The organism is Citrobacter sp. Cpo071, assembly GCF_030332765.1.
Taxonomy (GTDB): Bacteria; Pseudomonadota; Gammaproteobacteria; order Enterobacterales; family Enterobacteriaceae; genus Citrobacter; species Citrobacter portucalensis.
Window position 1 is genome coordinate 80,535 of sequence record NZ_JAOWHE010000086.1, and the last position, 22,313, is coordinate 102,847.

Annotated in this window: 21 protein-coding genes; 4 read left to right on the forward strand and 17 right to left on the reverse strand. The window is 53.5% G+C overall.

The window, feature by feature from the left end:
- Nucleotides 1-897: 897 nt before the first annotated feature.
- The 5 genes from OGY09_RS22690 to dnaB all read right to left on the reverse strand — a co-directional run bounded on the left by OGY09_RS22690 (nt 898) and on the right by dnaB (nt 6,113).
- The gene (locus OGY09_RS22690) at nt 898-1,254 is read right to left on the reverse strand and encodes an MmcQ/YjbR family DNA-binding protein (protein WP_008786927.1); all 357 of its coding nucleotides are present in this window, start codon (nt 1,252-1,254) and stop codon (nt 898-900) included.
- Between the two features lie 127 nt (nt 1,255-1,381).
- Nucleotides 1,382-2,095 (reverse strand): acid phosphatase AphA, encoded by a 714-nt coding sequence (gene aphA, locus OGY09_RS22695; protein ID WP_003826615.1) that lies wholly within the window; start codon nt 2,093-2,095, stop codon nt 1,382-1,384.
- A 184-nt stretch (nt 2,096-2,279) separates the two neighbouring features.
- Nucleotides 2,280-3,473, reverse strand: coding sequence for an aromatic amino acid transaminase (gene tyrB, locus OGY09_RS22700; RefSeq protein ID WP_032942100.1), 1,194 nt, complete (start codon nt 3,471-3,473; stop codon nt 2,280-2,282).
- Nucleotides 3,474-3,601: 128 nt separating this feature from the next.
- Entirely contained in the window at nt 3,602-4,681 is a 1,080-nt protein-coding gene (alr, locus tag OGY09_RS22705) for an alanine racemase (protein ID WP_003826612.1), read from the reverse strand.
- A 16-nt stretch (nt 4,682-4,697) separates the two neighbouring features.
- The gene (gene dnaB, locus OGY09_RS22710) at nt 4,698-6,113 is read right to left on the reverse strand and encodes a replicative DNA helicase (protein WP_003826610.1); all 1,416 of its coding nucleotides are present in this window, start codon (nt 6,111-6,113) and stop codon (nt 4,698-4,700) included.
- Between the two features lie 64 nt (nt 6,114-6,177).
- On the opposite strand from dnaB, the gene OGY09_RS22715 reads away from it, so the two are divergent.
- A complete protein-coding gene (locus tag OGY09_RS22715) occupies nt 6,178-7,161 on the forward strand; it encodes a quinone oxidoreductase (RefSeq protein WP_032942099.1) in 984 nt (327 codons plus the stop codon).
- A gap of 179 nt (nt 7,162-7,340) precedes the next feature.
- Here the strand turns inward: OGY09_RS22715 and pspG are convergent, their stop codons facing one another.
- The 3 genes from pspG to OGY09_RS22730 form a co-directional block, all read right to left on the reverse strand.
- Nucleotides 7,341-7,583 carry an envelope stress response protein PspG gene (gene pspG / locus OGY09_RS22720; RefSeq protein WP_032942098.1) on the reverse strand — a complete coding sequence of 81 codons (243 nt, stop codon included), beginning with the start codon at nt 7,581-7,583 and terminating at the stop codon, nt 7,341-7,343.
- Between the two features lie 133 nt (nt 7,584-7,716).
- Complete coding sequence (dusA, locus tag OGY09_RS22725) at nt 7,717-8,715, reverse strand: tRNA dihydrouridine(20/20a) synthase DusA (RefSeq protein WP_020996089.1); 999 nt, start codon at nt 8,713-8,715, stop codon at nt 7,717-7,719.
- A 107-nt stretch (nt 8,716-8,822) separates the two neighbouring features.
- Nucleotides 8,823-9,311 (reverse strand): cupin domain-containing protein, encoded by a 489-nt coding sequence (locus OGY09_RS22730; RefSeq protein ID WP_003031710.1) that lies wholly within the window; start codon nt 9,309-9,311, stop codon nt 8,823-8,825.
- A 115-nt stretch (nt 9,312-9,426) separates the two neighbouring features.
- On the opposite strand from OGY09_RS22730, the gene zur reads away from it, so the two are divergent.
- Nucleotides 9,427-9,945, forward strand: a complete 519-nt coding sequence (gene zur, locus OGY09_RS22735) for a zinc uptake transcriptional repressor Zur (RefSeq protein ID WP_003031709.1) — start codon at nt 9,427-9,429, stop codon at nt 9,943-9,945.
- 48 nt (nt 9,946-9,993) lie between these two features.
- Here zur and OGY09_RS22740 read toward each other — a convergent pair whose 3' ends face one another.
- From OGY09_RS22740 to OGY09_RS22755, 4 genes are all read right to left on the reverse strand, one after another.
- Nucleotides 9,994-10,203: a CsbD family protein gene (locus tag OGY09_RS22740; RefSeq protein WP_003031706.1), complete on the reverse strand. Its 210-nt coding sequence runs from the start codon at nt 10,201-10,203 to the stop codon at nt 9,994-9,996.
- 136 nt (nt 10,204-10,339) lie between these two features.
- Complete coding sequence (gene dinF / locus OGY09_RS22745; RefSeq protein ID WP_032942096.1) at nt 10,340-11,659, reverse strand: MATE family efflux transporter DinF; 1,320 nt, start codon at nt 11,657-11,659, stop codon at nt 10,340-10,342.
- 131 nt (nt 11,660-11,790) lie between these two features.
- Complete coding sequence (gene lexA, locus OGY09_RS22750) at nt 11,791-12,399, reverse strand: transcriptional repressor LexA (protein ID WP_003826596.1); 609 nt, start codon at nt 12,397-12,399, stop codon at nt 11,791-11,793.
- Nucleotides 12,400-12,508: 109 nt separating this feature from the next.
- Nucleotides 12,509-12,877 carry a diacylglycerol kinase gene (locus OGY09_RS22755; RefSeq protein WP_003826594.1) on the reverse strand — a complete coding sequence of 123 codons (369 nt, stop codon included), beginning with the start codon at nt 12,875-12,877 and terminating at the stop codon, nt 12,509-12,511.
- Nucleotides 12,878-13,047: 170 nt separating this feature from the next.
- Here OGY09_RS22755 and plsB point away from each other — a divergent pair, with 170 nt between their 5' ends.
- On the forward strand, nt 13,048-15,468 hold the full coding sequence (gene plsB / locus OGY09_RS22760; RefSeq protein WP_008786919.1) for a glycerol-3-phosphate 1-O-acyltransferase PlsB: 2,421 nt from the start codon (nt 13,048-13,050) through the stop codon (nt 15,466-15,468).
- 55 nt (nt 15,469-15,523) lie between these two features.
- Here plsB and ubiA read toward each other — a convergent pair whose 3' ends face one another.
- The 5 genes from ubiA to malK form a co-directional block, all read right to left on the reverse strand.
- Complete coding sequence (gene ubiA / locus OGY09_RS22765; protein ID WP_003826589.1) at nt 15,524-16,396, reverse strand: 4-hydroxybenzoate octaprenyltransferase; 873 nt, start codon at nt 16,394-16,396, stop codon at nt 15,524-15,526.
- A gap of 13 nt (nt 16,397-16,409) precedes the next feature.
- Nucleotides 16,410-16,907 (reverse strand): chorismate lyase, encoded by a 498-nt coding sequence (gene ubiC, locus OGY09_RS22770; RefSeq protein WP_032942095.1) that lies wholly within the window; start codon nt 16,905-16,907, stop codon nt 16,410-16,412.
- Between the two features lie 180 nt (nt 16,908-17,087).
- Entirely contained in the window at nt 17,088-18,035 is a 948-nt protein-coding gene (gene malM, locus OGY09_RS22775) for a maltose operon protein MalM (RefSeq protein WP_008786918.1), read from the reverse strand.
- 113 nt (nt 18,036-18,148) lie between these two features.
- Nucleotides 18,149-19,489 carry a maltoporin gene (locus OGY09_RS22780; RefSeq protein WP_032942094.1) on the reverse strand — a complete coding sequence of 447 codons (1,341 nt, stop codon included), beginning with the start codon at nt 19,487-19,489 and terminating at the stop codon, nt 18,149-18,151.
- Between the two features lie 77 nt (nt 19,490-19,566).
- The gene (gene malK, locus OGY09_RS22785) at nt 19,567-20,676 is read right to left on the reverse strand and encodes a maltose/maltodextrin ABC transporter ATP-binding protein MalK (protein WP_008786916.1); all 1,110 of its coding nucleotides are present in this window, start codon (nt 20,674-20,676) and stop codon (nt 19,567-19,569) included.
- A gap of 360 nt (nt 20,677-21,036) precedes the next feature.
- Here malK and malE point away from each other — a divergent pair, with 360 nt between their 5' ends.
- Nucleotides 21,037-22,227, forward strand: coding sequence for a maltose/maltodextrin ABC transporter substrate-binding protein MalE (gene malE / locus OGY09_RS22790; protein WP_003031680.1), 1,191 nt, complete (start codon nt 21,037-21,039; stop codon nt 22,225-22,227).
- Nucleotides 22,228-22,313: the final 86 nt, after the last annotated feature.

The following is a 22,313-nucleotide window of genomic DNA, read 5'->3' on the forward strand; positions in this document are numbered from 1 at the left end:
CGTTGTGCCTGATGGCGCTGCGCTTATCAGGCCTACGAAACTACAGATCAGGTATAAAGCCTGTAGGCCGGATAAGGTGCTTGCGCCGCATCCGGCAACCGTTGTGCCTGATGGCGCTGCGCTTATCAGGCCTACGAAACTACAGACCAGGTATAAAGCCTGTAGGCCGGATAAGGCGCTTGCGCCGCATTCGGCAACCGTTGTGCCTGATGGCGCTACGCTTATCAGGCCTACGAAACTACAGATCAGGTATAAAGCCTGTAGGCCGGATAAGGTGCTTGCGCCGCATCCGGCAACCGTTGCGCCTGATGGCACTGCGCTTATCAGCACCTACGAAACTACAGACCAGGCATAAAGCCTGTAGGCCGGATAAGGTGCTTGCGCCGCATCCGGCAACCGTTGTGCCTGATGGCGCTACGCTTATCAGGCCTACGAAACTACAGATCAGGTATAAAACCTGTAGGCCGGATAAGGCGCTTGCGCCGCATCCGGCTACCGTTGCGCCTGATGGCGCTGCGCTTATCAGGCCTACGAAACTACAGATCAGGTATAAAGCTTGTAGGCCGGAAAAGGCGCTTGCGCCGCATCCGGCTACCGTTGTGCCTGATGGCGCTACGCTTATCAGGCCTACGAAACTACAGATCAGGTATAAAACCTGTAGGCCGGATAAGGTGCTTGCGCCGCATCCGGCTACCGTTGTGCCTGATGGAGCTGCGCTTATCAGGCCTACGAAACTACAGATCAGGTATAAAGCCTGTAGGCCGGATAAGGTGCTTGCGCCGCATCCGGCAACCGTTGTGCCTGATGGCGCTGCGCTTATCAGACCTACGAAACTACAGACCAGGTATAAAGCCTGTAGGCCGGATAAGGTGCTTGCGCCGCATCCGGCGAAACGGATCAGGGCTGCGTCAGTATCCGGCGTTTATCTTCCGGCAACGTGTTCACAGCCTGCTGATAAGAGGCGTCGACCAGATAATAAATCTGTGAATCCGGCAGCGAGCCGTCCAGATACACCGTACTCCAGTGCGCCTTATTGAGATGCCTGCTTGGCCGAACATCGCTATGCTGCTGGCGCAACAGTTCTGCCAGTTCAGGGCTGGTTTTCAGAGACACCGCCGGGCGTTCTTCCACCTCTTTTACCATGGCAAAAAGCACATCTTCGACTTTGATTTGCGTGGCCTTCCAGTCACTGTGAACGCTCTGCTCCGCGCCCGTTTTTGCCATGCAGTATTGCAGCAACTCCGAATTCGTCATCTTTATTCCCCTTACCAGCATATTGCCTCATGAGAACATCTTTTATTCAGTGTGCAGCAAGTCCGCAAAAGGTAAAAGCCAGCAATGTAAATTTGTTTAAAAAAACAGCAATCCGCAGCCAGCGTCCTCAATATTCCGAGTTGACGATCACCTCTTCACCAAACGCACCGGCCTGTGGCAGCGGCTTATAAGTGGAGTTAGAGGCGCGCAAAATGCGAATACCGCGAATACCCACGTCGCGAGCGGCGGTAATGTCATTATCGGAGTCACCGTAGAACATGCGGATATTTTTATCCTGCAGCCACTGCGTTTTGGTGTTCTGACCCGGCTTGTCGCCGGCAAAAATGACCGGATTCATATTTCCAGCTGGGATGTGAAAGTTATCAGACAACGTTTTCGACACCGTTTCAGTCTTCGTCTGGCTACGCCCGGTCACGAAAAAGATGCTGTCACCGCGACGCACGTGCATATCAATCAGTTGGCGCGCGACTTCTTTTGGAATACTAAACTCGTCCCAGCCATTGTTCATTTTTTCCCAGAAGGCCGGATTCTTCAGGTAATCCTCACTGTCCGGAGAATACGTTTTTTTACCGCGCCAGAAGCCTGGGCTGGAAAAGAGGACAGTGTCATCGATATCAAACCCGACGGCCATCGGCGGACGTCCGGTCAGACTGTTTTCAATTTGTGCCACGGAGACCCAGTGAATGGGTGCCTGCTCAGCGAGTTTTGCAACGTTAGTGCCTGGATTGAGCTGAGAGGGAGAAGAAACGAGTGCCTGGGCTGGCTGATTTAGCGTGAACAATAAACAAACGGCACTCAGTGCCAACGTAAACTTGCGCATATTTTTCCCTAAGTAGTCAGTTAGTTATCATTTTTTTATTAACAACTGGTCAAAAAACTATCTGACCTTACCCCTTAGGGGGAGGGAAAGGAAGGATTTTCTCTGGTTTTGTCCTGGAAAAGGAGCACGATCACATTGGAAAACAGGCCTGATGGCGCGACGCTTATCAGGCCTGCAAAGTCGATTACATGACGGCGGCAAATGCCTTCGCCACGCGCTGCACGTTACCGTGATTCAACCCGGCCACGCACATGCGACCGCTGGCGATCAGGTATACACCGAACTCATCGCGCAGACGATCAACCTGGGCTGCGCTAAGCCCGGTATAGCTGAACATCCCGCGCTGTTGCAGCAGGTAGTCAAAGTTACGGCCTGAGATCTCCGTATTCAATACGTTAACCAACTCCTGGCGCATCGCCAGAATGCGGGTACGCATCTCTTCAACTTCCGCCAGCCAACTGGCTTTCAGCGCGTCATCACCCAGTACCGCGGCAACTACCTGCGCACCAAAGTTTGGCGGGCTGGAGTAGTTCCGACGCACCGTCGCTTTTAGCTGCCCCAGAACGCGACTGGCGGCTTCAGCATCTTCACATACCACTGACAGTCCACCGACACGCTCGCCGTATAAGGAGAAAATCTTCGAGAATGAGTTACTGACCAGAGCAGGCAATCCGGCGCTGGCAATGGCGCGAATCGCATAGGCGTCGTCTTCCATTCCACCACCAAAGCCCTGGTAAGCAATGTCCAGGAACGGAATCAGATCGCGTGCTTTCAGGATCTCAATAACGCTATCCCACTGCGCAGGCGTTAAATCCGCCCCTGTCGGGTTATGGCAGCACGGATGTAGCAGCACGATGCTGCGCGCCGGTAGGGTATTCAGCGTTGCCAGCAGGTCGTTGAAACGCACGCCGTTGGTCGTGTCGTCATACCATGGGTAAGTGTTTACTTCGAATCCGGCACCTTCAAAAATCGCGATATGGTTTTCCCAGGTCGGATCGCTGACCCACACGCCAGAATCAGGGAAATAACGTTTCAGGAAGTCTGCGCCAACCTTTAACGCACCGGAGCCGCCCAGCGTCTGAATGGTTGCGACGCGCTGCTGCTGGAGAACCGGATGTTCTGCGCCAAACAGCAGCGGCGCAATAGTATGGCGATACGTGTTCAGACCTTCCATCGGCAGATACAGCGAAGCGCCATGCGGTTTGGCATTGAGGCGAGCTTCCGCTTCTGCCACAGCTTTAAGCTGAGGAATAATGCCGTCTTCGTTGTAATACAGGCCGATGCTGAGATTCACTTTGTCGCTACGTGAATCTTCTTTGAAGCGCTCCATGAGCGATAAGATCGGGTCGCCGGCGTAGGCGTCAACTTTTTGAAACACGTGTGGTTCTCCGGGTTTACAGGCAGGGGTTAAGAACACAATAAACCGGAAGTGGGAGAAGATCGAGAGGATGTTGAGAGGAATATTGCCGGAAGGCGGCGTAACCACCTGTCCGGCACATCATGCTGCTAATCGATATACTTCATCGCTACCCTTGAGGTCAGACGCGTAATAAGTTCGTAAGCACTTACTTTCGTCATTTCAGCAATGCGTTCAACGGGCAAGCCCTCGCCCCACAGAATCACCGAATCGCCGGCTTTATCCTGCGCTTCGGGGCCTAAATCGACGCAGATCATATCCATCGCGACGCGACCGACGATCGGCACTTCACGGCCATTGACCAGTACCGGTGTCCCCGAAGGCGCTGCGCGCGGATAACCATCGCCATAGCCCATCGCTACCACGCCAAGACGCGTGTCGCGCTCACTCAGCCAGGTTCCACCATAACCAACCGGCTCCCCCGCTTTGTGCTCGCGCACCGCAATCAGGCTTGAGGTCAGCGACATTACCGGCTGGCAGCCAAAATCAGCGCCGATGGAGTGATTTTCCAGTGGCGATACGCCATACAGAATCAGCCCCGGACGCGCCCAGTCGAAGTGAGACTGCGGCCACAGCAAAATACCACCCGACGCGGCAATCGAACGCTGCCCCGGTTTGCCTTCACAAAAACTGTTGAAGATATCGAGCTGTTTTTCGGTCGCGCCACACTCAGGCTCGTCCGCGCGAGCAAAGTGGCTGACGATATTGACCGGCTGGCGCACGTTTTCACACTGTGTTAAGCGCTGATAAAACGCCTCGGCCTGCTCAGGGCGTACGCCCAGTCGATGCATACCGGTGTCGAGCTTCATCCAGACGGTAACGGGTTCAGCCAGTTTAGCGGCTTCCAGGGCTTCGAGCTGCTCCTGGTTGTGGACGGCAGTATGCAGGCGCTGCGCGGAAATAGTCGGCAGATCGGAGGCATCAAAAAATCCCTCCAGCAGCAGGATGGGCTGCGTGATCCCTCCCGCTCGCAAGCGCAGGGCTTCTTCAAGACGAGCGACACCAAAAGCGTCCGCATCGGGGAGCGTTCGCGCGGTCTCTAACAGACCATGGCCGTAGGCGTTCGCTTTCACAACCGCAACCAGTTTGCTGGCTGGAGCCAGTTCACGCAGACGTTGCAGGTTGTGTCGCAGAGCGCGGCGGTTAATAACTACAGTTGCCGCTTGCATTTGTATTCCTTAGAAATTACTCATCGTCATATTGAGGACCGGCATAGTTGTCAAAGCGCGACCACTGACCGTTAAACGTCAGGCGAACCGTTCCGATCGGGCCGTTACGTTGCTTACCAATAATGATTTCTGCGATCCCTTTCAGGTCGCTGTTTTCGTGATAAACCTCATCACGATAGATAAACATGATTAAGTCGGCATCCTGCTCGATGGAGCCAGACTCACGCAGATCCGAGTTGACCGGACGCTTGTCGGCACGTTGTTCCAGAGAGCGGTTAAGCTGCGACAGCGCCACCACCGGCACATGCAGTTCTTTCGCTAACGCTTTCAGCGAGCGGGAGATTTCTGCAATTTCCAGCGTACGGTTGTCGGAGAGCGACGGCACGCGCATCAGCTGCAGGTAGTCGATCATGATAAGTCCGATACCGCCATGTTCACGGGCGATACGACGGGCACGCGAGCGCACTTCCGTAGGCGTCAGGCCGGAGGAGTCATCAATATAGATGTTTCGTTTCTCCAGCAAAATACCCATTGTTCCGGAAATTCGCGCCCAGTCTTCATCATCCAGTTGACCGGTACGAATTTTGGTTTGGTCTACGCGTGAGAGCGAGGCCAGGGAACGCATCATGATCTGTTCTGAGGGCATTTCAAGACTAAAGATAAGAACCGGCTTATCCTGCAACATCGCCGCATTTTCGACGAGGTTCATTGCAAATGTCGTTTTACCCATCGACGGACGCGCGGCGACGATAATTAAGTCTGACGGCTGCAAACCAGCCGTCTTTTTATTGAGGTCGTCATAACCGGTGTTCACCCCGGTGACGCCGTCGTGCGGTTGCTGGAACAGCTGCTCGATACGCGCGACGGTGGCGTCGAGCACGTCAGTAATATTTTTCGGGCCTTCGTCTTTATTAGCGCGGCTTTCCGCGATTTTAAAGACACGGGATTCTGCAAGGTCCAACAGATCTTCACTGGAGCGCCCTTGCGGATCAAAACCGGCTTCCGCGATTTCGTTCGCAACTGAAATCATGTCACGAACAACGGCGCGTTCGCGGACGATATCCGCATAAGCGCTAATGTTCGCCGCACTTGGCGTGTTTTTAGACAACTCAGCCAGGTAAGCAAAACCGCCGACGCTGTCCAGTTGTCCCTGAACTTCCAGCGACTCTGCCAGTGTGATCAGATCGATGGGTTTTCCCATCTCCTGCAGGCGATGCATTTCCGTGAAGATATGCCGGTGCGGACGGGTATAAAAATCTTCCGCCACCACACGCTCGGCGACATCGTCCCAGCGTTCGTTATCCAGCATTAAACCGCCCAACACCGACTGTTCCGCTTCAATCGAGTGCGGCGGTACTTTCAGCCCGGCGACCTGGGGATCGCGCTCACGAGCATCAGTCTGTTGTTTGTTGAAGGGTTTATTTCCTGCCATAGTGAATGGAGTTACCGAGATAATGATTGGGTCGAAAGATTACCACATTTCTTTTGGAGGAAGCATGGCAACACGTATTGAATTTCACAAGCATGGTGGCCCTGATGTACTCAAGACGGTGGAGTTTACGCCCGTAGACCCGGCGGAAAACGAAATCCAGGTCGAGAACAAAGCGATTGGGATCAACTATATCGACACCTACATCCGCAGTGGTCTTTATCCACCGCCTTCCCTGCCCAGCGGGCTGGGTACCGAAGCCGCCGGCGTAGTCAGCAAAGTTGGCAGCAAAGTGACACACATTAAAGCTGGCGATCGCGTGGTGTACGCCCAGTCTGCTCTTGGCGCCTACAGCTCAGTGCATAACGTTCCGGCCGATAAAGCCGCCATCCTGCCTAACGCTATCTCGTTTGAACAAGCTGCCGCCTCGTTTCTTAAAGGGCTAACCGTTTTTTATCTGTTACGTAAAACCTATGAAATTCAACCTGATGAGCCGTTTTTGTTCCATGCGGCTGCGGGCGGCGTCGGCATGATTGCCTGCCAGTGGGCAAAAGCATTGGGTGCGAAGCTGATTGGTACCGTCGGCAGTGCGCAAAAAGCGCAAATTGCGCTGCAGGCTGGCGCATGGCAGGTCATTAACTATCGTGAAGAGAGCATTATTGAGCGAGTGAAAGAGGTAACTGGCGGTAAAAAAGTGCGGGTGGTGTATGACTCGGTGGGGAAAGATACCTGGGAAGCCTCGCTGGATTGTTTACAGCGCCGGGGACTAATGGTCAGCTTTGGTAATGCTTCCGGGCCGGTTACTGGCGTGAACTTAGGCATTCTGAACCAGAAAGGTTCGCTATACGTGACCCGTCCTTCTCTACAGGGTTACATCACCAATCACCGCGAATTAACCGAAGCCAGCAATGAGCTTTTCTCGCTGATTGCCAGCGGAGTGATCAAAGTGGATGTCGCGCCTGGTCAAACGTTCGCACTGCACGATGCACAGCGTGCTCATGAAGTACTGGAAAGCCGTGCCACGCAGGGATCGAGTTTGCTAATTCCTTAAGATGACGGGGAAAGAAAGAATTAGGGCTTCCCGCAGGAAGCCCTTTCTTTTTTTAGTTCGGCTGTATGTAGGGTACAGCTCGATGAATTCGTTAACCTGGCAATAGTGACAGATTTGATAATCAATTCCTAATTGGTTCTAAAGGCAATGTTGCAGGTTGTGACGTACCGCTCAATACCTTAGTAAAACCGGCGGTTATTGCGCTGATACTGTGGGACTTTTGGTGCTTTTATCGCCTTGATCACCCACACCACGGCAACAGCCAGTAGCAGCCAGGGCAACAGTTTAATCATCAAGGCAAATAGTCCGCCCAGAAACATCACGGCCGTGGCTACGACCAATGCGACCAGAACGCCCAGCAAAGATACGCCGGTGACCATCAGCATGATAAAAAATCCAATCACAAAAAGTAGTTCCAGCATGGCTCTCTCCCGAAATGAAATTCTCTCCATTGCTTTACAAGAAACATGCCAAAAATAATGCGTTGATTTATAAAGAAAACGCCCCGCGACAAAGCGCAGGGCGTGGTGAAATTAACTAACTTTTGGTGAAAACTTAACGCTTGTCTGCCACCAGCTTCAGCGCATGCTCCAGAACGTTAATATCTGCCCCGGCTTTATGTGCATTCTCGCTCAGATAGCGACGCCACTGACGGGCACCAGGGATGCCCTGAAACAGCCCCAACATATGGCGGGTAACATGTCCCAAATAGGTTCCCTTACTCAGTTCACGCTCAATATACGGGTACATGGCACGCACCACGGCGACTGGATCGGTATCTTCGGTGGTAGCTGCAAAAATCTCGCGGTCAACGGACGCCAGAATGCCTGGGTTTTGATACGCCTCACGCCCCACCATCACGCCATCCATATGTTGCAGATGAATTTTCGCTTCTTCCAACGATTTAATGCCGCCGTTGATCGACATCGTCAGATGCGGAAAATCACGCTTTAACTGATAAACACGGTCATAATCCAGCGGTGGAATTTCGCGGTTTTCTTTCGGGCTTAACCCTGACAGCCAGGCCTTGCGGGCGTGAATGATAAACATCTCACATTCGCCTTTGCCAGATACCGTGTTGATGAAATCGCAGAGGAATTCGTAGCTGTCCTGGTCATCAATGCCGATACGAGTTTTCACCGTAACCGGAATCGACACCACGTCGCGCATCGCTTTGACGCAATCGGCGACCAGTTGCGCATTCCCCATCAGGCAGGCGCCAAACATGCCATTCTGTACGCGGTCGGAAGGACAACCCACGTTGAGGTTAATTTCGTCGTAGCCCCGCTGTTCAGCGAGCTTTGCGCACTGCGCCAGCGCCGCAGGATCGCTCCCGCCCAGTTGCAATGCGACCGGATGTTCTTCTTCGCTATACGCCAGATAATCGCCTTTACCATGAATGATTGCCCCAGTGGTTACCATCTCCGTATAGAGCAGCGTCTGGCTGGACAGTAAGCGCAAAAAGTAGCGGCAGTGTCTGTCCGTCCAGTCGAGCATCGGCGCGATAGAAAAACGATGAGCGGGAAAAGCGGTAGACTGAGATTCAGGCAGCATGGCGAATATTCAAGCATCCGGTTAAAAAAGGGGCGCTACTATAGCATAGACCGTTACGATAGTGAGCCACATCCTCGCGGCTCACTCCCCCTGACCCTAAACAAAAGCTATTTACGCCCCGGTTTTCCGTCGTGAGATCCAAAAAACTGCGGCGGATGGTCGACCCAGCGATCCTCACGTGTAGCGGCATAGACCGGGTTAAGCGGATAATAAATGCGGTTGTATTTTTTGTTCGCCTCACCCACGACTAACAGGCGCACCTCTTCACTGGTGTTATTGATAAAGGTATGGCACACGCCTGTACCTGCCGGGAAACCGACGCTGTCGCCCGGTTCCAGCTTCCATAAATACCCGTTAATCCAGGCCTCAGGATAACCTTCAAGCACGTAGATAAATTCTTCCTCATCGCTTTCGGCGTGCGGGTACGAGGTACGCCGACCCGGCGGCAGGCGTTCATGATGAATGCCGAGTCGTCCTAACCCCAACTTGCGGGCAAGCGGCGCGCCAATAGCAAATAGCTCATCGCTGTCAGGATAAGTGGAGTCATCAGCCCCCTCAACCTCACGCCAGTGGCGAATACAATCGGGTCTTTTCATGGTTATTTTCCAGTATTGCGATGCGTCAGGTATAGCACACCACGGTGGATCTCGGTGTTTTAAGCAGAACATGTTAAAGTAAGGGATTAACCTTCCACGCAAATCGAGGCGCCAAATGGACAAAACCACTACGCAAGAGTTATTGGCTCAAGCTGAAAAACTCTGCGCGCAACGCAACGTGCGGCTTACGCCACAACGCCTCGAAGTACTGCGCCTGATGAGCCTGCAGGAAGGTGCGATCAGCGCCTATGACCTGCTCGACCTGTTGCGGGAAACTGAGCCACAGGCTAAACCACCTACCGTCTATCGTGCGCTCGATTTTCTGCTGGAACAAGGTTTCGTGCACAAGGTGGAATCCACCAACAGCTATGTGCTTTGTCATCTGTTCGATCAGCCAACCCACAGTTCTGCAATGTTCATTTGCGACCGCTGTGGCGTGGTAAAAGAAGAGTGTGCGGAAGGCGTGGAAGACATTATGCATACGCTGGCGGCAAAAATGGGCTTTGCACTGCGGCATAACGTTATTGAAGCCCACGGGCTGTGTCCGGCCTGTGTAGAAGTTGAATCTTGCCGCCATCCTGGCGAGTGCCAGCATGACCATACGATTCAGGTGAAGAAGAAAGTTGGGCGCTAGGTAAGCGGGAGAGCGTACATCCTTGTACTCTCAGGAGGGAAGGGTTAATTACCAGCGGTAATCATTACGTTTTTCCCAATCGTTAACTTCTTTCTCCGCCTGATCTTTCGCGTAACCGTAACGCTCCTGGACTTTACCGACCAGTTGGTCACGTTTACCTTCAATGACCGTCATATCATCATCGGTCAGTTTGCCCCATTGCTCTTTCACTTTACCTTTAAACTGCTTCCAGTTGCCGCCGACTTCGTCTTTATTCATCATCAAGTCCTCATCGTTAGGTTGTGAATAGCGAGAGTGCCATGTCCAGACACATGCTGTTTTTGCTGGACGTGAGAATAAGTGTAGTCAGTGATTCTGGGTTTTATTTACTATTCGGAATTTTTAACCATCCCGCTCAGGCAAACCAGGTTCCATTACGCCAGTGACGTCGCCAGATAAAGGCCAGTGAAAGCCCGCGCAACGCCAGGAAAAAGGTTAACGCCAACCACAAGCCATGATTTCCCAGCCACGGCAAAGTCAGCAGCGTTAATGCGAATCCTGTGGCGGCAACGGCCATACTGTTGCGCATTTCTGCCGCGCGCGTCGCGCCAATAAACATTCCGTCGAGCAGATAACACCAGACACCCACCAGCGGTAACACCACCTGCCAGAAAAGATAGCGATCGGCCAGCTGTTGGATCTGTGGCAGCGAGGTCAGCAGCGCAACAATCTGCTCGCCAAACAGGGCATAAACCAGCGAAAACAAAATAGCCACAATACCGGACTGTCGGCAGGCCGCCCGCCAGACGTCCAGCAACTGGCTACCATCTCGCGCCCCATAGGCCTGGCCCGAATGCGCTTCCACGGCATAGGCAAATCCATCCAGCGCGTAGGCGGTAAAGGTTAGCAGGGTCATCAGAACGGCATTAACCGCAATGATATCGCCTCCCAGACGCGCACCCAGCACCGTGATAGCGCCAAAACAGAGCTGCAGCAGCAGCGAGCGCAACATGATGTCACGGTTAAGCGCCAGCAAACGGCGGAAGTTGCCACGCCACGCCTGCTTCAGCATTGCCAGCGAAATTCCGCGCATATGCAGGACTTTGCGCACCATCATCAGGCCGATCAGCAAGGTGGCATATTCAGCAATCACCGTTGCCAGTGCCGCACCCTGCACGTTCATATGCAGGCCCATCACCAGCCATATATCAAGCACAATGTTGAGAATATTACCGACAATCAACAAGATAACCGGCGCACGCGCATACTGAACGCCAAGCAGCCAGCCGAGCAGCACCAGATTCGCCAGCGAGGCGGGTGCGCTTAACCAGCGAATTTCGAGGAAACGTCGGGCCTGCTCCAGTACCGCTTCACTTCCGCCAACAATGTGCAGAGCCAGATCGATAATCGGCGTACGAAACAGTGCGATAAGCAACCCCGCTCCCAGCGCCAGCATGAGCGGCTGCACCAGTGCGCGCGCCAGCGCCTGCGGATTTTTCGCACCAAATGCCTGGGCGGTAAGACCGGTGGTGCTCATGCGCAAAAAAAGCAGCAGCATAAAAAGAAAACTGGTTGCCGTGGCACCAACCGCAACACCGCCAAGATAGACCGGACTATCCAGATGACCAATCACCGCGGTATCCACCAGTCCCAGCAGGGGAACAGTGATATTGGAGAAGATCATCGGTAAGGCGAGGTGCCAGAGCGCTTTATCAGAAGAGGTAAAGAAAGGCATACAGGAGGGCCTGAGAAGAAGTTAGACGTACTGGACAATGTGATGCAGGCCCGGCAAGCGCAGCGCTACCGGGCACGTTGCCGGATGGCGACGTCATCGTCTTATCCGGCCTACAGGGATTCAACAGAAAATTACAGCCATTCACCGTTACGGATGACGCCTACTGCCAGCCCTTCAATAGTGAAGTTTTGTTCGCGCAGGTCGACAACGATAGGTTTGAACTCGCTGTTTTCTGGCAGGAGTTCAACCTTGTTTCCCTGCTTTTTCAGCCGCTTAACCGTGACTTCATCATCAATACGGGCAACAACAACCTGGCCGTTACGCACGTCCTGGGTTTTATGCACAGCGAGTAAATCACCGTCCATAATCCCGATATCTTTCATCGACATACCGCTAACGCGCAGCAGAAAGTCGGCGTTCGGTTTGAACAGTGAAGGATCGACCTGATAGTGGCCTTCGATGTGCTGCTGCGCCAGAAGTGGCTCACCGGCTGCCACGCGCCCCACAAGCGGTAACCCTTCTTCTTCTTCCTGCAACAGTCGAATACCGCGCGATGCGCCGGATACAATTTCCAGCACACCTTTACGCGCCAGCGCTTTCAGGTGTTCTTCAGCTGCGTTTGGGGAACGGAACCCCAAACGCTGCGCGATCTCCGCACGCGTCGGTGGCATACCTGTCTGGCTGATGTGATCTCTAATGAGATCAAACACCTCTTGTTGCCTGGCCGTTAACGCTTTCATTCCGCCCCCTGGGTGTATATACAGTTATGCTGTGAGTATATACAGCTAAAGGCGATTTTGGAACCGCAAACTGCACAAAAAACAGGAGATTTATGCAGTTGTGGAAGCCTTATCGCAAATGCGACCACAACAGGATGCCCCAGGTGATTAGAGCGACAAAAATAGACAGCAATACCGCAGCCGACCCCATATCTTTCGCCCGACCGGAAAGTTCGTGGTACTCAGAACCAATACGATCAACCACCGCTTCAATCGCACTGTTGAGGATTTCAACGATCATCACCAGCATCACAGAACCGATCAACAACACGCGGGTAATTGCATCAACATCCAGCCAGCAGGCGATGGCGACGCCCAGCAGGACAGCAACACTTTCCTGACGGAATGCCGCCTCATTAATCCATGCGGCGCGAAAACCTTTCCAGGAATAACCTGCAGCTTTGATAATTCGGGTGAATCCAGTGGTATTATTGGCCATCAAAAAGAACCTTTTTACATTATTAGCGTCAATGTCATTGTAACGTTACCCCGTTTGTTCAGGGTGTGGCAAAGCAGCGCGAAGTATGACCGGATACCACAGAAATTCACTAAACTTTCTGATATCCTTGCAGCGCATTTGCATTATTAACCAGAGGCTTTACATCGTTTATGTCCGGCTGGCCACGAATTTACTACAAATTACTGAATTTACCATTAAGCGTCCTGGTAAAAAGCAAGTCTATTCCAGCAGAACCTGCTCCGGAATTGGGACTCGATACTTCGCGTCCCATTATGTACGTCCTACCGTACAATTCGAAAGCTGACTTGCTGACGCTGCGTGCCCAATGTCTGGTGCACGACCTCCCCGATCCCCTGGAACCACTAGAGATAGACGGAACGCTGTTACCGCGCTACGTGTTTATTCACGGCGGTCCGCGTGTATTCACCTATTACACGCCGAAAGAAGAGTCCATCAAGCTGTTCCACAACTATCTCGACTTGCATCGCAGCAATCCAGATCTGGATGTGCAGATGGTGCCGGTTTCGGTGATGTTTGGCCGTGCGCCGGGGCGTGAAAAAGGCGAGGTCAATCCGCCGTTACGTATGCTAAACGGCGTACAGAAATTCTTTGCGGTGTCCTGGCTGGGTCGCGACAGTTTTGTCCGCTTCTCTCCGTCGGTCTCTCTGCGCCGTATGGCGGATGAACATGGTACGGATAAGATCATTGCTCAGAAGCTGGCACGCGTGGCGCGTATGCACTTTGCTCGCCAGCGTCTGGCCGCTGTCGGCCCGCGCCTCCCTGCCCGCCAGGATCTGTTTAATAAGCTGTTAGCTTCAAAAGCGATCGCTCGTGCGGTAGAAGATGAAGCGCGCAGTAAAAAAATCTCCCACGAAAAAGCGCAGCAAAATGCCATTGCGCTGATGGAAGAGATTGCCGCCAACTTCTCCTACGAAATGATTCGTTTGACGGACCGTATTCTGGGCTTTACCTGGAACCGTCTGTATCAGGGGATTAACGTTCACAATGCTGAACGTGTACGCCAGTTGGCGCACGATGGGCATGAAATCGTGTACGTTCCGTGCCACCGCAGCCATATGGACTATATGCTGCTGTCGTACGTTCTGTACCATCAGGGTCTGGTGCCGCCGCACATCGCAGCCGGTATCAACCTGAACTTCTGGCCAGCGGGTCCGATTTTCCGCCGTCTGGGCGCGTTCTTTATTCGTCGTACCTTCAAGGGCAACAAGCTCTATTCCACCGTATTCCGTGAATACCTGGGCGAGCTGTTCAGCCGCGGTTACTCGGTTGAGTACTTTGTCGAAGGGGGCCGTTCACGTACCGGTCGTCTGCTCGACCCGAAAACCGGCACGCTGTCGATGACTATTCAGGCGATGCTGCGCGGCGGTACGCGCCCTATTACTCTCGTTCCTATTTACATCGGCTATGAGCACGTAATGGAAGTGGGCACCTACGCGAAAGAGCTGCGTGGCGCGACGAAAGAGAAAGAAAGCCTGCCGCAAATGCTGCGTGGCTTAAGCAAGCTGCGTAACCTGGGTCAGGGCTACGTCAACTTTGGTGAACCAATGCCATTGATGACTTACCTCAACCAGCATGTGCCGGAGTGGCGTGAATCTATCGACCCTATCGAGTCTATCCGCCCGGCCTGGCTGACGCCGACGGTGAATAACATTGCCGCCGATTTGATGGTGCGCATTAACAACGCAGGCGCGGCCAACGCCATGAACCTGTGCTGTACTGCTTTACTGGCCTCCCGCCAGCGCTCTCTGACCCGTGAACAGCTGACCGAACAACTCGACTGCTACCTGAGCCTGCTGCGCAATGTGCCGTATGCTGCGGATTCGACTGTGCCGGCACAGAGCGCCAGTGAACTGATCGACCACGCCTTGCAGATGAACAAGTTTGAGGTCGAGAAAGACACCATCGGTGACATCATTATTCTGCCGCGCGAGCAGGCGGTATTGATGACCTACTACCGCAATAACATTGCGCATATGCTGGTTCTGCCTTCGTTGATGGCAGCCATTGTGACTCAGCATCGTCGTATTTCACGCGCCGCGTTGCAGCAGCATATTGATGCGCTGTACCCGATGCTGAAAGCGGAGCTGTTCTTACGCTGGGAGCGTGATGAGCTTGCCGGAGTGATTGACGAACTGGCCAGCGAAATGCAGCGCCAGGGACTCATCACCCTGACCGATGACGAACTGCATATCAATCCAGCCCGCTCCCGCACGCTACAGCTGCTGGCCGCAGGTGCTCGCGAGACGTTGCAGCGCTACGCCATTACCTTCTGGCTGCTGAGCGCGAACCCGTCCATCAACCGTGGCACGCTGGAGAAAGAGAGCCGCACCGTGGCGCAACGCCTCTCAGTGCTGCACGGCATTAACGCGCCGGAATTCTTCGATAAAGCCGTGTTCAGCTCTCTGGTGCTGACGCTGCGTGACGAGGGATTCATCAGCGATACCGGAGATGCCGAACCGGAAGAGACGATGAAGATCTATCAGATGCTGGCCGAACTGGTCACGTCAGATGTGCGTCTGACCATCGAGAGCGCCACTCAGGGCGAGTAAGCATAAAAAAACCGGTCGAAATGACCGGTTTTTTATTTTGCAGGCTAAGCCAAAATCAAAAATGCCAGTAGCTCATTGCCAGACCTAAGAACAGCACCAGACCAACGTAGTTATTGTTCATAAACGCTTTAAAGCAGGCATCACGTTCACGGTTGACGATCAGTTTCTGCTGATAGACAAACAGCGCGCCCGCCACCAGCAGAGACCAGTAATAGCCCAGTCCCAACCCGTTTAACCAGCCCACCAGCGCCATCAGCACCAGCACGCCTACCTGCAAAATACCAATAATCAGCTTGTCGTTCTGACCGAACAGGATCGCGGTCGATTTAATGCCGATCTTAAGGTCATCATCCCGGTCAACCATGGCGTACTGCGTATCATAGGCCACCGCCCAGAGAATATTCGCAAGGAACATCAGCCAGCAGCTCAGCGGTACGGATTCACTCACGGCGGCGAACGCCATCGGGATCGACCAGCCAAACGCCGCCCCCAGCACCACCTGCGGCAGATGCGTATAGCGCTTCATAAACGGGTAAACCCACGCTAATGCTAATGCCGCAACGGACAACAAAATGGTCATCGTGTTGAGGGTCAAAACCAGCAGGAAGGCCAGCAGCACCAATACGACGAACAGCGTTCGGGCTTCTTTCTCGGTGACAGCCCCGCTCGGCAGCGGTCGATTCGCGGTGCGTTTGACGTGCCCGTCAAATTTCCTGTCGGCATAATCATTCACCACGCATCCGGCGGCGCGCATTAACCAAACGCCAGCGACAAAAACCGCCAGAATCCACAGTTGCGGCATGCCTGGGGTCGCCACCCACAGAGCCCACAGCGTAGGCCAGAGCAGCAGTAAGGCGCCGATTGGCTTATCCGTACGCATCAAGCGGTGAAACGCCAGCAGCTTATTCTGCGTCAGACTCCACTCCATCTTTATCTTCCTCTCAGTACAACGGCGACGCAGGCAGAAAAAGCTCGGTAAGCATCAGTGGCTTACCGCTCAGCCGCAGGCGGGAACGACGCCCCCACAGCGCTGCATCGCGGCCAATCTCAATAAAATCTCGGGTCAATGTCGATGACGTAAACAGGTAGCGTCCGAGCGGGGTTTTCCCCAGGTTCTGTAAGGCCAGTTCAGGGCCACACAAGGTTGATTCAGGCACCACGGTACGCCCGGCAAGCCAGGGTTCACCATCCGCGCATAACAGGATTTCGCGTAACCAATAGCGGGACTCTTTGGGCAGCAGAGTCAGTTCTTCAGCCACCTCATTTTGCCCAACGAACGCTTCGCGAATCAACGTGACGGTGACTTCTTTGCCCTGCTGCTCAAAACGTTTGGTCATGGAATCTTCCAATAACAACCAGTCGAGCAGTTGGGCATCCAGCGCCGGGATCGCATCAAAATAACGCAGCGCACGCAGTTGCGTTAACGCAGGGTGTGGCATGCCTTACTCTCCGATTTATAACCTGAAGGCATTGTATCGCAGAAAAGGCATTACGGGGTGAGCAAACACGATTAAGTGATCGGTAGGGCAACATAAGTGTAACAATTAGCACCGAAGGATAAAAAAAGGTGCGCCAGGAGACGCACCAGTTGTTGCAAAATCAACAATGTGGGGAGATGTTTACCCCTTGCCTTTTACACTGCTGATAAAGGTGGATCGGGCAGATTTGGATCCCAGACGTTCCGCTTCATCAAGCAGCTTCAGCGCTTTATCAACATCGCCTTTCGCCACGGCATCCTTAATCGCCTGATTAAAATAGCTTTCCGTGTCGTTCAGCATTGGCTCGCTTTTCTTCACGGGTTGTGGTGCCGGAGCAGCAACGGCTGCCGCCGGAGCCGCGTAAGCCACTGCAGGCGCGGCGGTATTACCAACCGTAACAGGGCCAGGGCCGGAAGAACCAAACAGCGGCCCGACCAGCACGCTGGAGGAGGAGCTGGTTTTAACTTTCAGTTTCAGCAGACCATCGGTGGTATGACGCGCGATCGGGTCAGGGATATCAGGAACAGCGTTACCTACCCCCTTGGCATAGGCTTTTGCCGGGTCGAGCAGGGTCGTGGTCTGCTGGAGATCTTTATCTGTGGTAAAGACCAGAACATACAGTTTTTGCTGGCCCAGCGCTGGCGTCAGACGCATTACGCCTTCCAGACGATCGGCACTCATCACGCCGGGCTCCTGGTAGGTGAAATAGCTGCTGGGGAAGAACGCAGATGGCGTCATGTTTTGGTCAAGAATTAAGACGTTTGGCGCAAATACGCTGGTTTGTTTGTTGACTTCACTGGACAGCGTCAGGGTCAGTTCGCCAATGTTCGCCGGTACGCTATAGGCCGCTACAGGGCCAGTAATACCAGCAACATCTAAACGCTGACCTGCATTGGCAAGCTGTGTGGACTGAGTTTTAGATTGATCAACCGGCGTCCAGGTTAACTGTTGCAGCGCAGCAGTGGGGATTGTTGGGGCCGCGGTGGTGTTCTGCGGAACAATATTTACATCGGCCAGGCTGATGCCAGGCGCACTGGCAAATAACCCTGCAGATAAACAAAGGGCAACGAGACTTTTCTTCATTTTCATTGTTATCACCTCAGATAGCATGGGTTCAGCGGTGGCCAGGCAATAGCGCGCTAAACCGTAATCAAGAGGGGCTTGCGCCCCTCTTTCGGTCTTTACGTCAGGTTAGTGCTGAATTACCACCAGATTTCCATCTGAGCACCGAAGGACCACTCATCGCTGTCGCCACGGCTGGTGGTGCTGATACCAGAGTTTGTTGCAGCTGCGTATTTAGATACGTTGTTACCATTTTTAACGTAGCCCCACTCTTCATCCCATTTTGCATAGGTTGCGAAGACACGGATTGCCGGACGAGACCAGATGCTGTCGCCAGCCTGCCATTGTTGAGCCAGGGTGATTTTGTACTGGCTGTTGCGATCGCTGGTCTGCTGAGATTTGACGTTGTCGTAGCCGACTTCCAGCAGGGTGCTCATGATTGGCGTCCATTTATACATCGGGCGAATACCGACGGTGTACCATTCGGTCCCCAGGTCGTTATCCATATCGAGGTTCTGGTACATACCGACGTACATCAGGTCCCATTTGTCGCCAAGGGAAATTGCACCGTGGTCAAGCACGCGGAACAGGCTACCGTTGTTATTCACAACATTGTTGGCATAGTTCACGCCATCAATAGTAATGCTAGATGAGCCGTAGGAACCTTGAGACAGGCCTTTACCCTGAGTGGTCATGGAATCTGTCGCGTACTGAACCACAAACTTGTTGTAGCCCTTCAGCATGCTCTGGGTATGTTCAGCGGTGAACATCCAACCGTCTTTAGATGCGCCGTCTGCCAGGCTGTAGTCGTCGGTGGTGTTAGCACGACCGTAGTCGACGCCCAGCTCCAACATACCATCCGGGTTAGTAGCCATCTGCGCTAAACGAACGTCAAATACATCGTTCGCAGTGTCTTTGGTACGGTCATAGATATTCTGGCTGCTGAACGCGTATGAACCGCCCGCTTCCTGAGAACGGGTTGCTGCCAGAGATAGTTTACCGAAGCCCAGATCGATGTTTTCAATACCAGCACCAGGACCTGAAATATCCCAGTAGTAGAAGTCGATCATGTGGACGTCATGACGCTGATAGAAGCGCTTACCGGCCCAGATAGTGGAGCCTGGCAGCCATTCAATCAGGTTTTTACCCTGCACGTTGGCTTCACGGAAGGCCGGGTCAGTCCCTTCCCAGTCATTTTGCTGTGCAACGGAGTAGGCAACGTTAGTGTCGAAGTAGAAGCTCTTATCGCCCTCTTTCCACACTTCCTGACCTAATTTAATTTCCGCATAGGTTTCACATTCGTTACCAAGACGGTATTTACTTTGTGCACCTGTTGCCTGGAAACATTGTTGTTCACCGCCGCTACCTGTCCAGCCAATGCCGGAACGAGCATAACCATGGAAATCCACAGCCATTGCCTGAACAGACATAATGCCTGCTGCTACAGCAACCGCCAGAGGGAGTTTGCGCAGAGTAATCATCGTTCTATCTCCTGAGATCATTGCTTTTCTTTGAACGCTTCACCTTGACGGATTTGCGTTTTTTTTAATGGGACACCTTAAACGCCCGGCTCTTGGTGCAACCGACGACATGCAGTGCCATCCTCACGGAACAGATGGCAACGCTCTGGCGGCAGGCCGATAGCGAATGTGGCACCCTCTTCTACCAACACCACGTCGTTCTGGCGGTAAACCAGGTTTTGACGGATGGCGGGGATCTGGATATGAATTTGTGTTTCGTGACCAAGCTGCTCGACCACCTGCACTTCACCTTCGAGGGTGACATCGGCGATATCGCTGGGCAGCAGATGTTCCGGGCGGATACCTAAAGACATGTTGGCGCCAACCTGTACCGCATGGCTGTCTACCGGGAGCCAGACTTGCTGGCGGTTTGGTAATTCAACCTGCACCTGATCAATCGCCGTTGCGGTAACTTTCACCGGCAGGAAGTTCATTTTTGGCGAACCGATAAAGCCCGCGACAAAGCGGTCAGCCGGGTAGTGATACAGTTCCAGAGGCTTACCAACCTGCGCGACGCGACCGGCATCCAGCACCACAATTTTGTCGGCCAGCGTCATCGCTTCGACCTGATCGTGGGTGACGTAAATCATCGTGCGGCCGAGACGTTTATGCAGGCGGGATATTTCAATACGCATCTGCACGCGCAGAGCAGCGTCGAGGTTCGACAGTGGTTCGTCCAGCAGGAATACGCGCGGTTCGGCGACCAGCGTACGGCCAATCGCCACACGCTGACGTTGTCCGCCGGAAAGCGCTTTCGGTTTACGCTCCAGCAGGTGCGCCAGTTGCAGAACTTCCGCAACCTGATTCACGCGCTGGTTCATCACCTCTTTTTTCGCCCCGGCCAGTTTGAGGCCGAACGACATGTTCTCCGCGACAGACAAATGGGGATACAACGCGTAGGACTGAAAGACCATGCCCACACCGCGTTCGGCGGGCGGAATGTCGTTCATCCGGGTCTCCCCGATAAACAGGTCACCACTGGTGATGGTTTCAAGTCCGGCGATCATACGCAGCAAGGTCGACTTACCGCAGCCTGACGGTCCGACAAACACCACGAATTCCCCTTCGTGAATGTCGAGATTGATATCTTTCGATACCACCACGTCACCCCAGGCTTTCGTTACATTTCGTAGCTGTACGCTCGCCATGCCCTTCTCCCTTCGTTACAACCTGTCATCGACAGCAACATTCATGATGGGCTGACTATGCGCGATCCCTTGACTGCGTGAATCCTCCACCCCCCGGCTTTTTTATGGGGGAGGAGGCGGGAGGATGAGAGAGCAGCGTCTGAGACCCGGGCCACCAGCCTCAGAGGAATTTCGTGATGCAGCCTGCAAAAATCGGTGGGTTTTTATGTGCGCCAGTACGCAATACTCACATTTATGTAACACAGATCACATAAAGAGCGGGTGGGGCGTAGGGGTAAGGAGGATGGAAAGAGGTTGTCGTATAAAGAAACTAGTAACCGTTAAGCCACCTCTGCAAAATCACCAAACAGGATGGGAACTATGAAAATCAAAACTGGCGCACGCATCCTCGCATTGTCTGCATTAACGACGATGATGTTTTCCGCCTCGGCTCTCGCCAAGATTGAAGAAGGTAAGCTGGTTATCTGGATTAACGGCGACAAAGGCTATAACGGCCTCGCTGAAGTGGGCAAAAAATTCGAGAAAGACACCGGGATCAAAGTCACTATTGAGCACCCTGACAAACTGGAAGAGAAATTCCCGCAGGTTGCCGCGACCGGCGACGGCCCGGACATCATCTTCTGGGCACATGACCGTTTTGGCGGCTACGCTCAGTCTGGCCTGCTGGCTGAAATCACGCCTGACAAAGCGTTCCAGGACAAGCTCTATCCGTTCACCTGGGATGCCGTACGCTATAACGGCAAACTGATTGCCTACCCGATCGCGGTTGAAGCGCTGTCGCTGATTTACAACAAAGACCTCGTTCCAAATCCACCGAAAACCTGGGAAGAAATTCCTGCACTGGATAAAGAGCTGAAGGCGAAAGGTAAATCCGCGCTGATGTTCAACCTGCAAGAACCGTACTTCACCTGGCCGCTGATTGCCGCCGACGGCGGTTACGCGTTCAAGTTTGAGAACGGTAAGTACGATGTGAAAGATGTTGGCGTGGATAACGCTGGCGCGAAAGCGGGTCTGACCTTCCTGGTTGATCTGATCAAGAACAAACACATGAACGCGGATACTGATTACTCCATCGCCGAAGCGGCCTTTAACAAAGGCGATACCGCGATGACCATCAACGGTCCGTGGGCGTGGTCCAACATCGATAAGAGCAAAATCAACTACGGCGTCACGCTGCTGCCAACCTTCAAAGGCAAAGCGTCTAAACCGTTTGTTGGCGTTCTGAGCGCTGGTATCAACGCCGCAAGCCCGAACAAAGAACTGGCGAAAGAGTTCCTCGAAAACTACCTGCTGACCGATCAGGGTCTGGATGAAGTGAACAAGGACAAACCGCTGGGCGCCGTTGCGCTGAAATCCTTCCAGGATCAGTTAGCGAAAGACCCACGTATCGCCGCCACCATGGATAACGCCCAGAAAGGCGAAATCATGCCGAACATCCCACAGATGTCCGCATTCTGGTATGCCGTTCGTACCGCAGTGATCAACGCAGCCAGCGGCCGTCAGACCGTCGATGCCGCACTGAAAGACGCGCAGGGTCGTATCACCAAGTAATGCAGTTGTGAACGTGCCGGATGGCGGCATAAATGCCTTATCCGGCCTACATACCCTGTAGGCCTGATAAGCGCAGCGTCATCAGG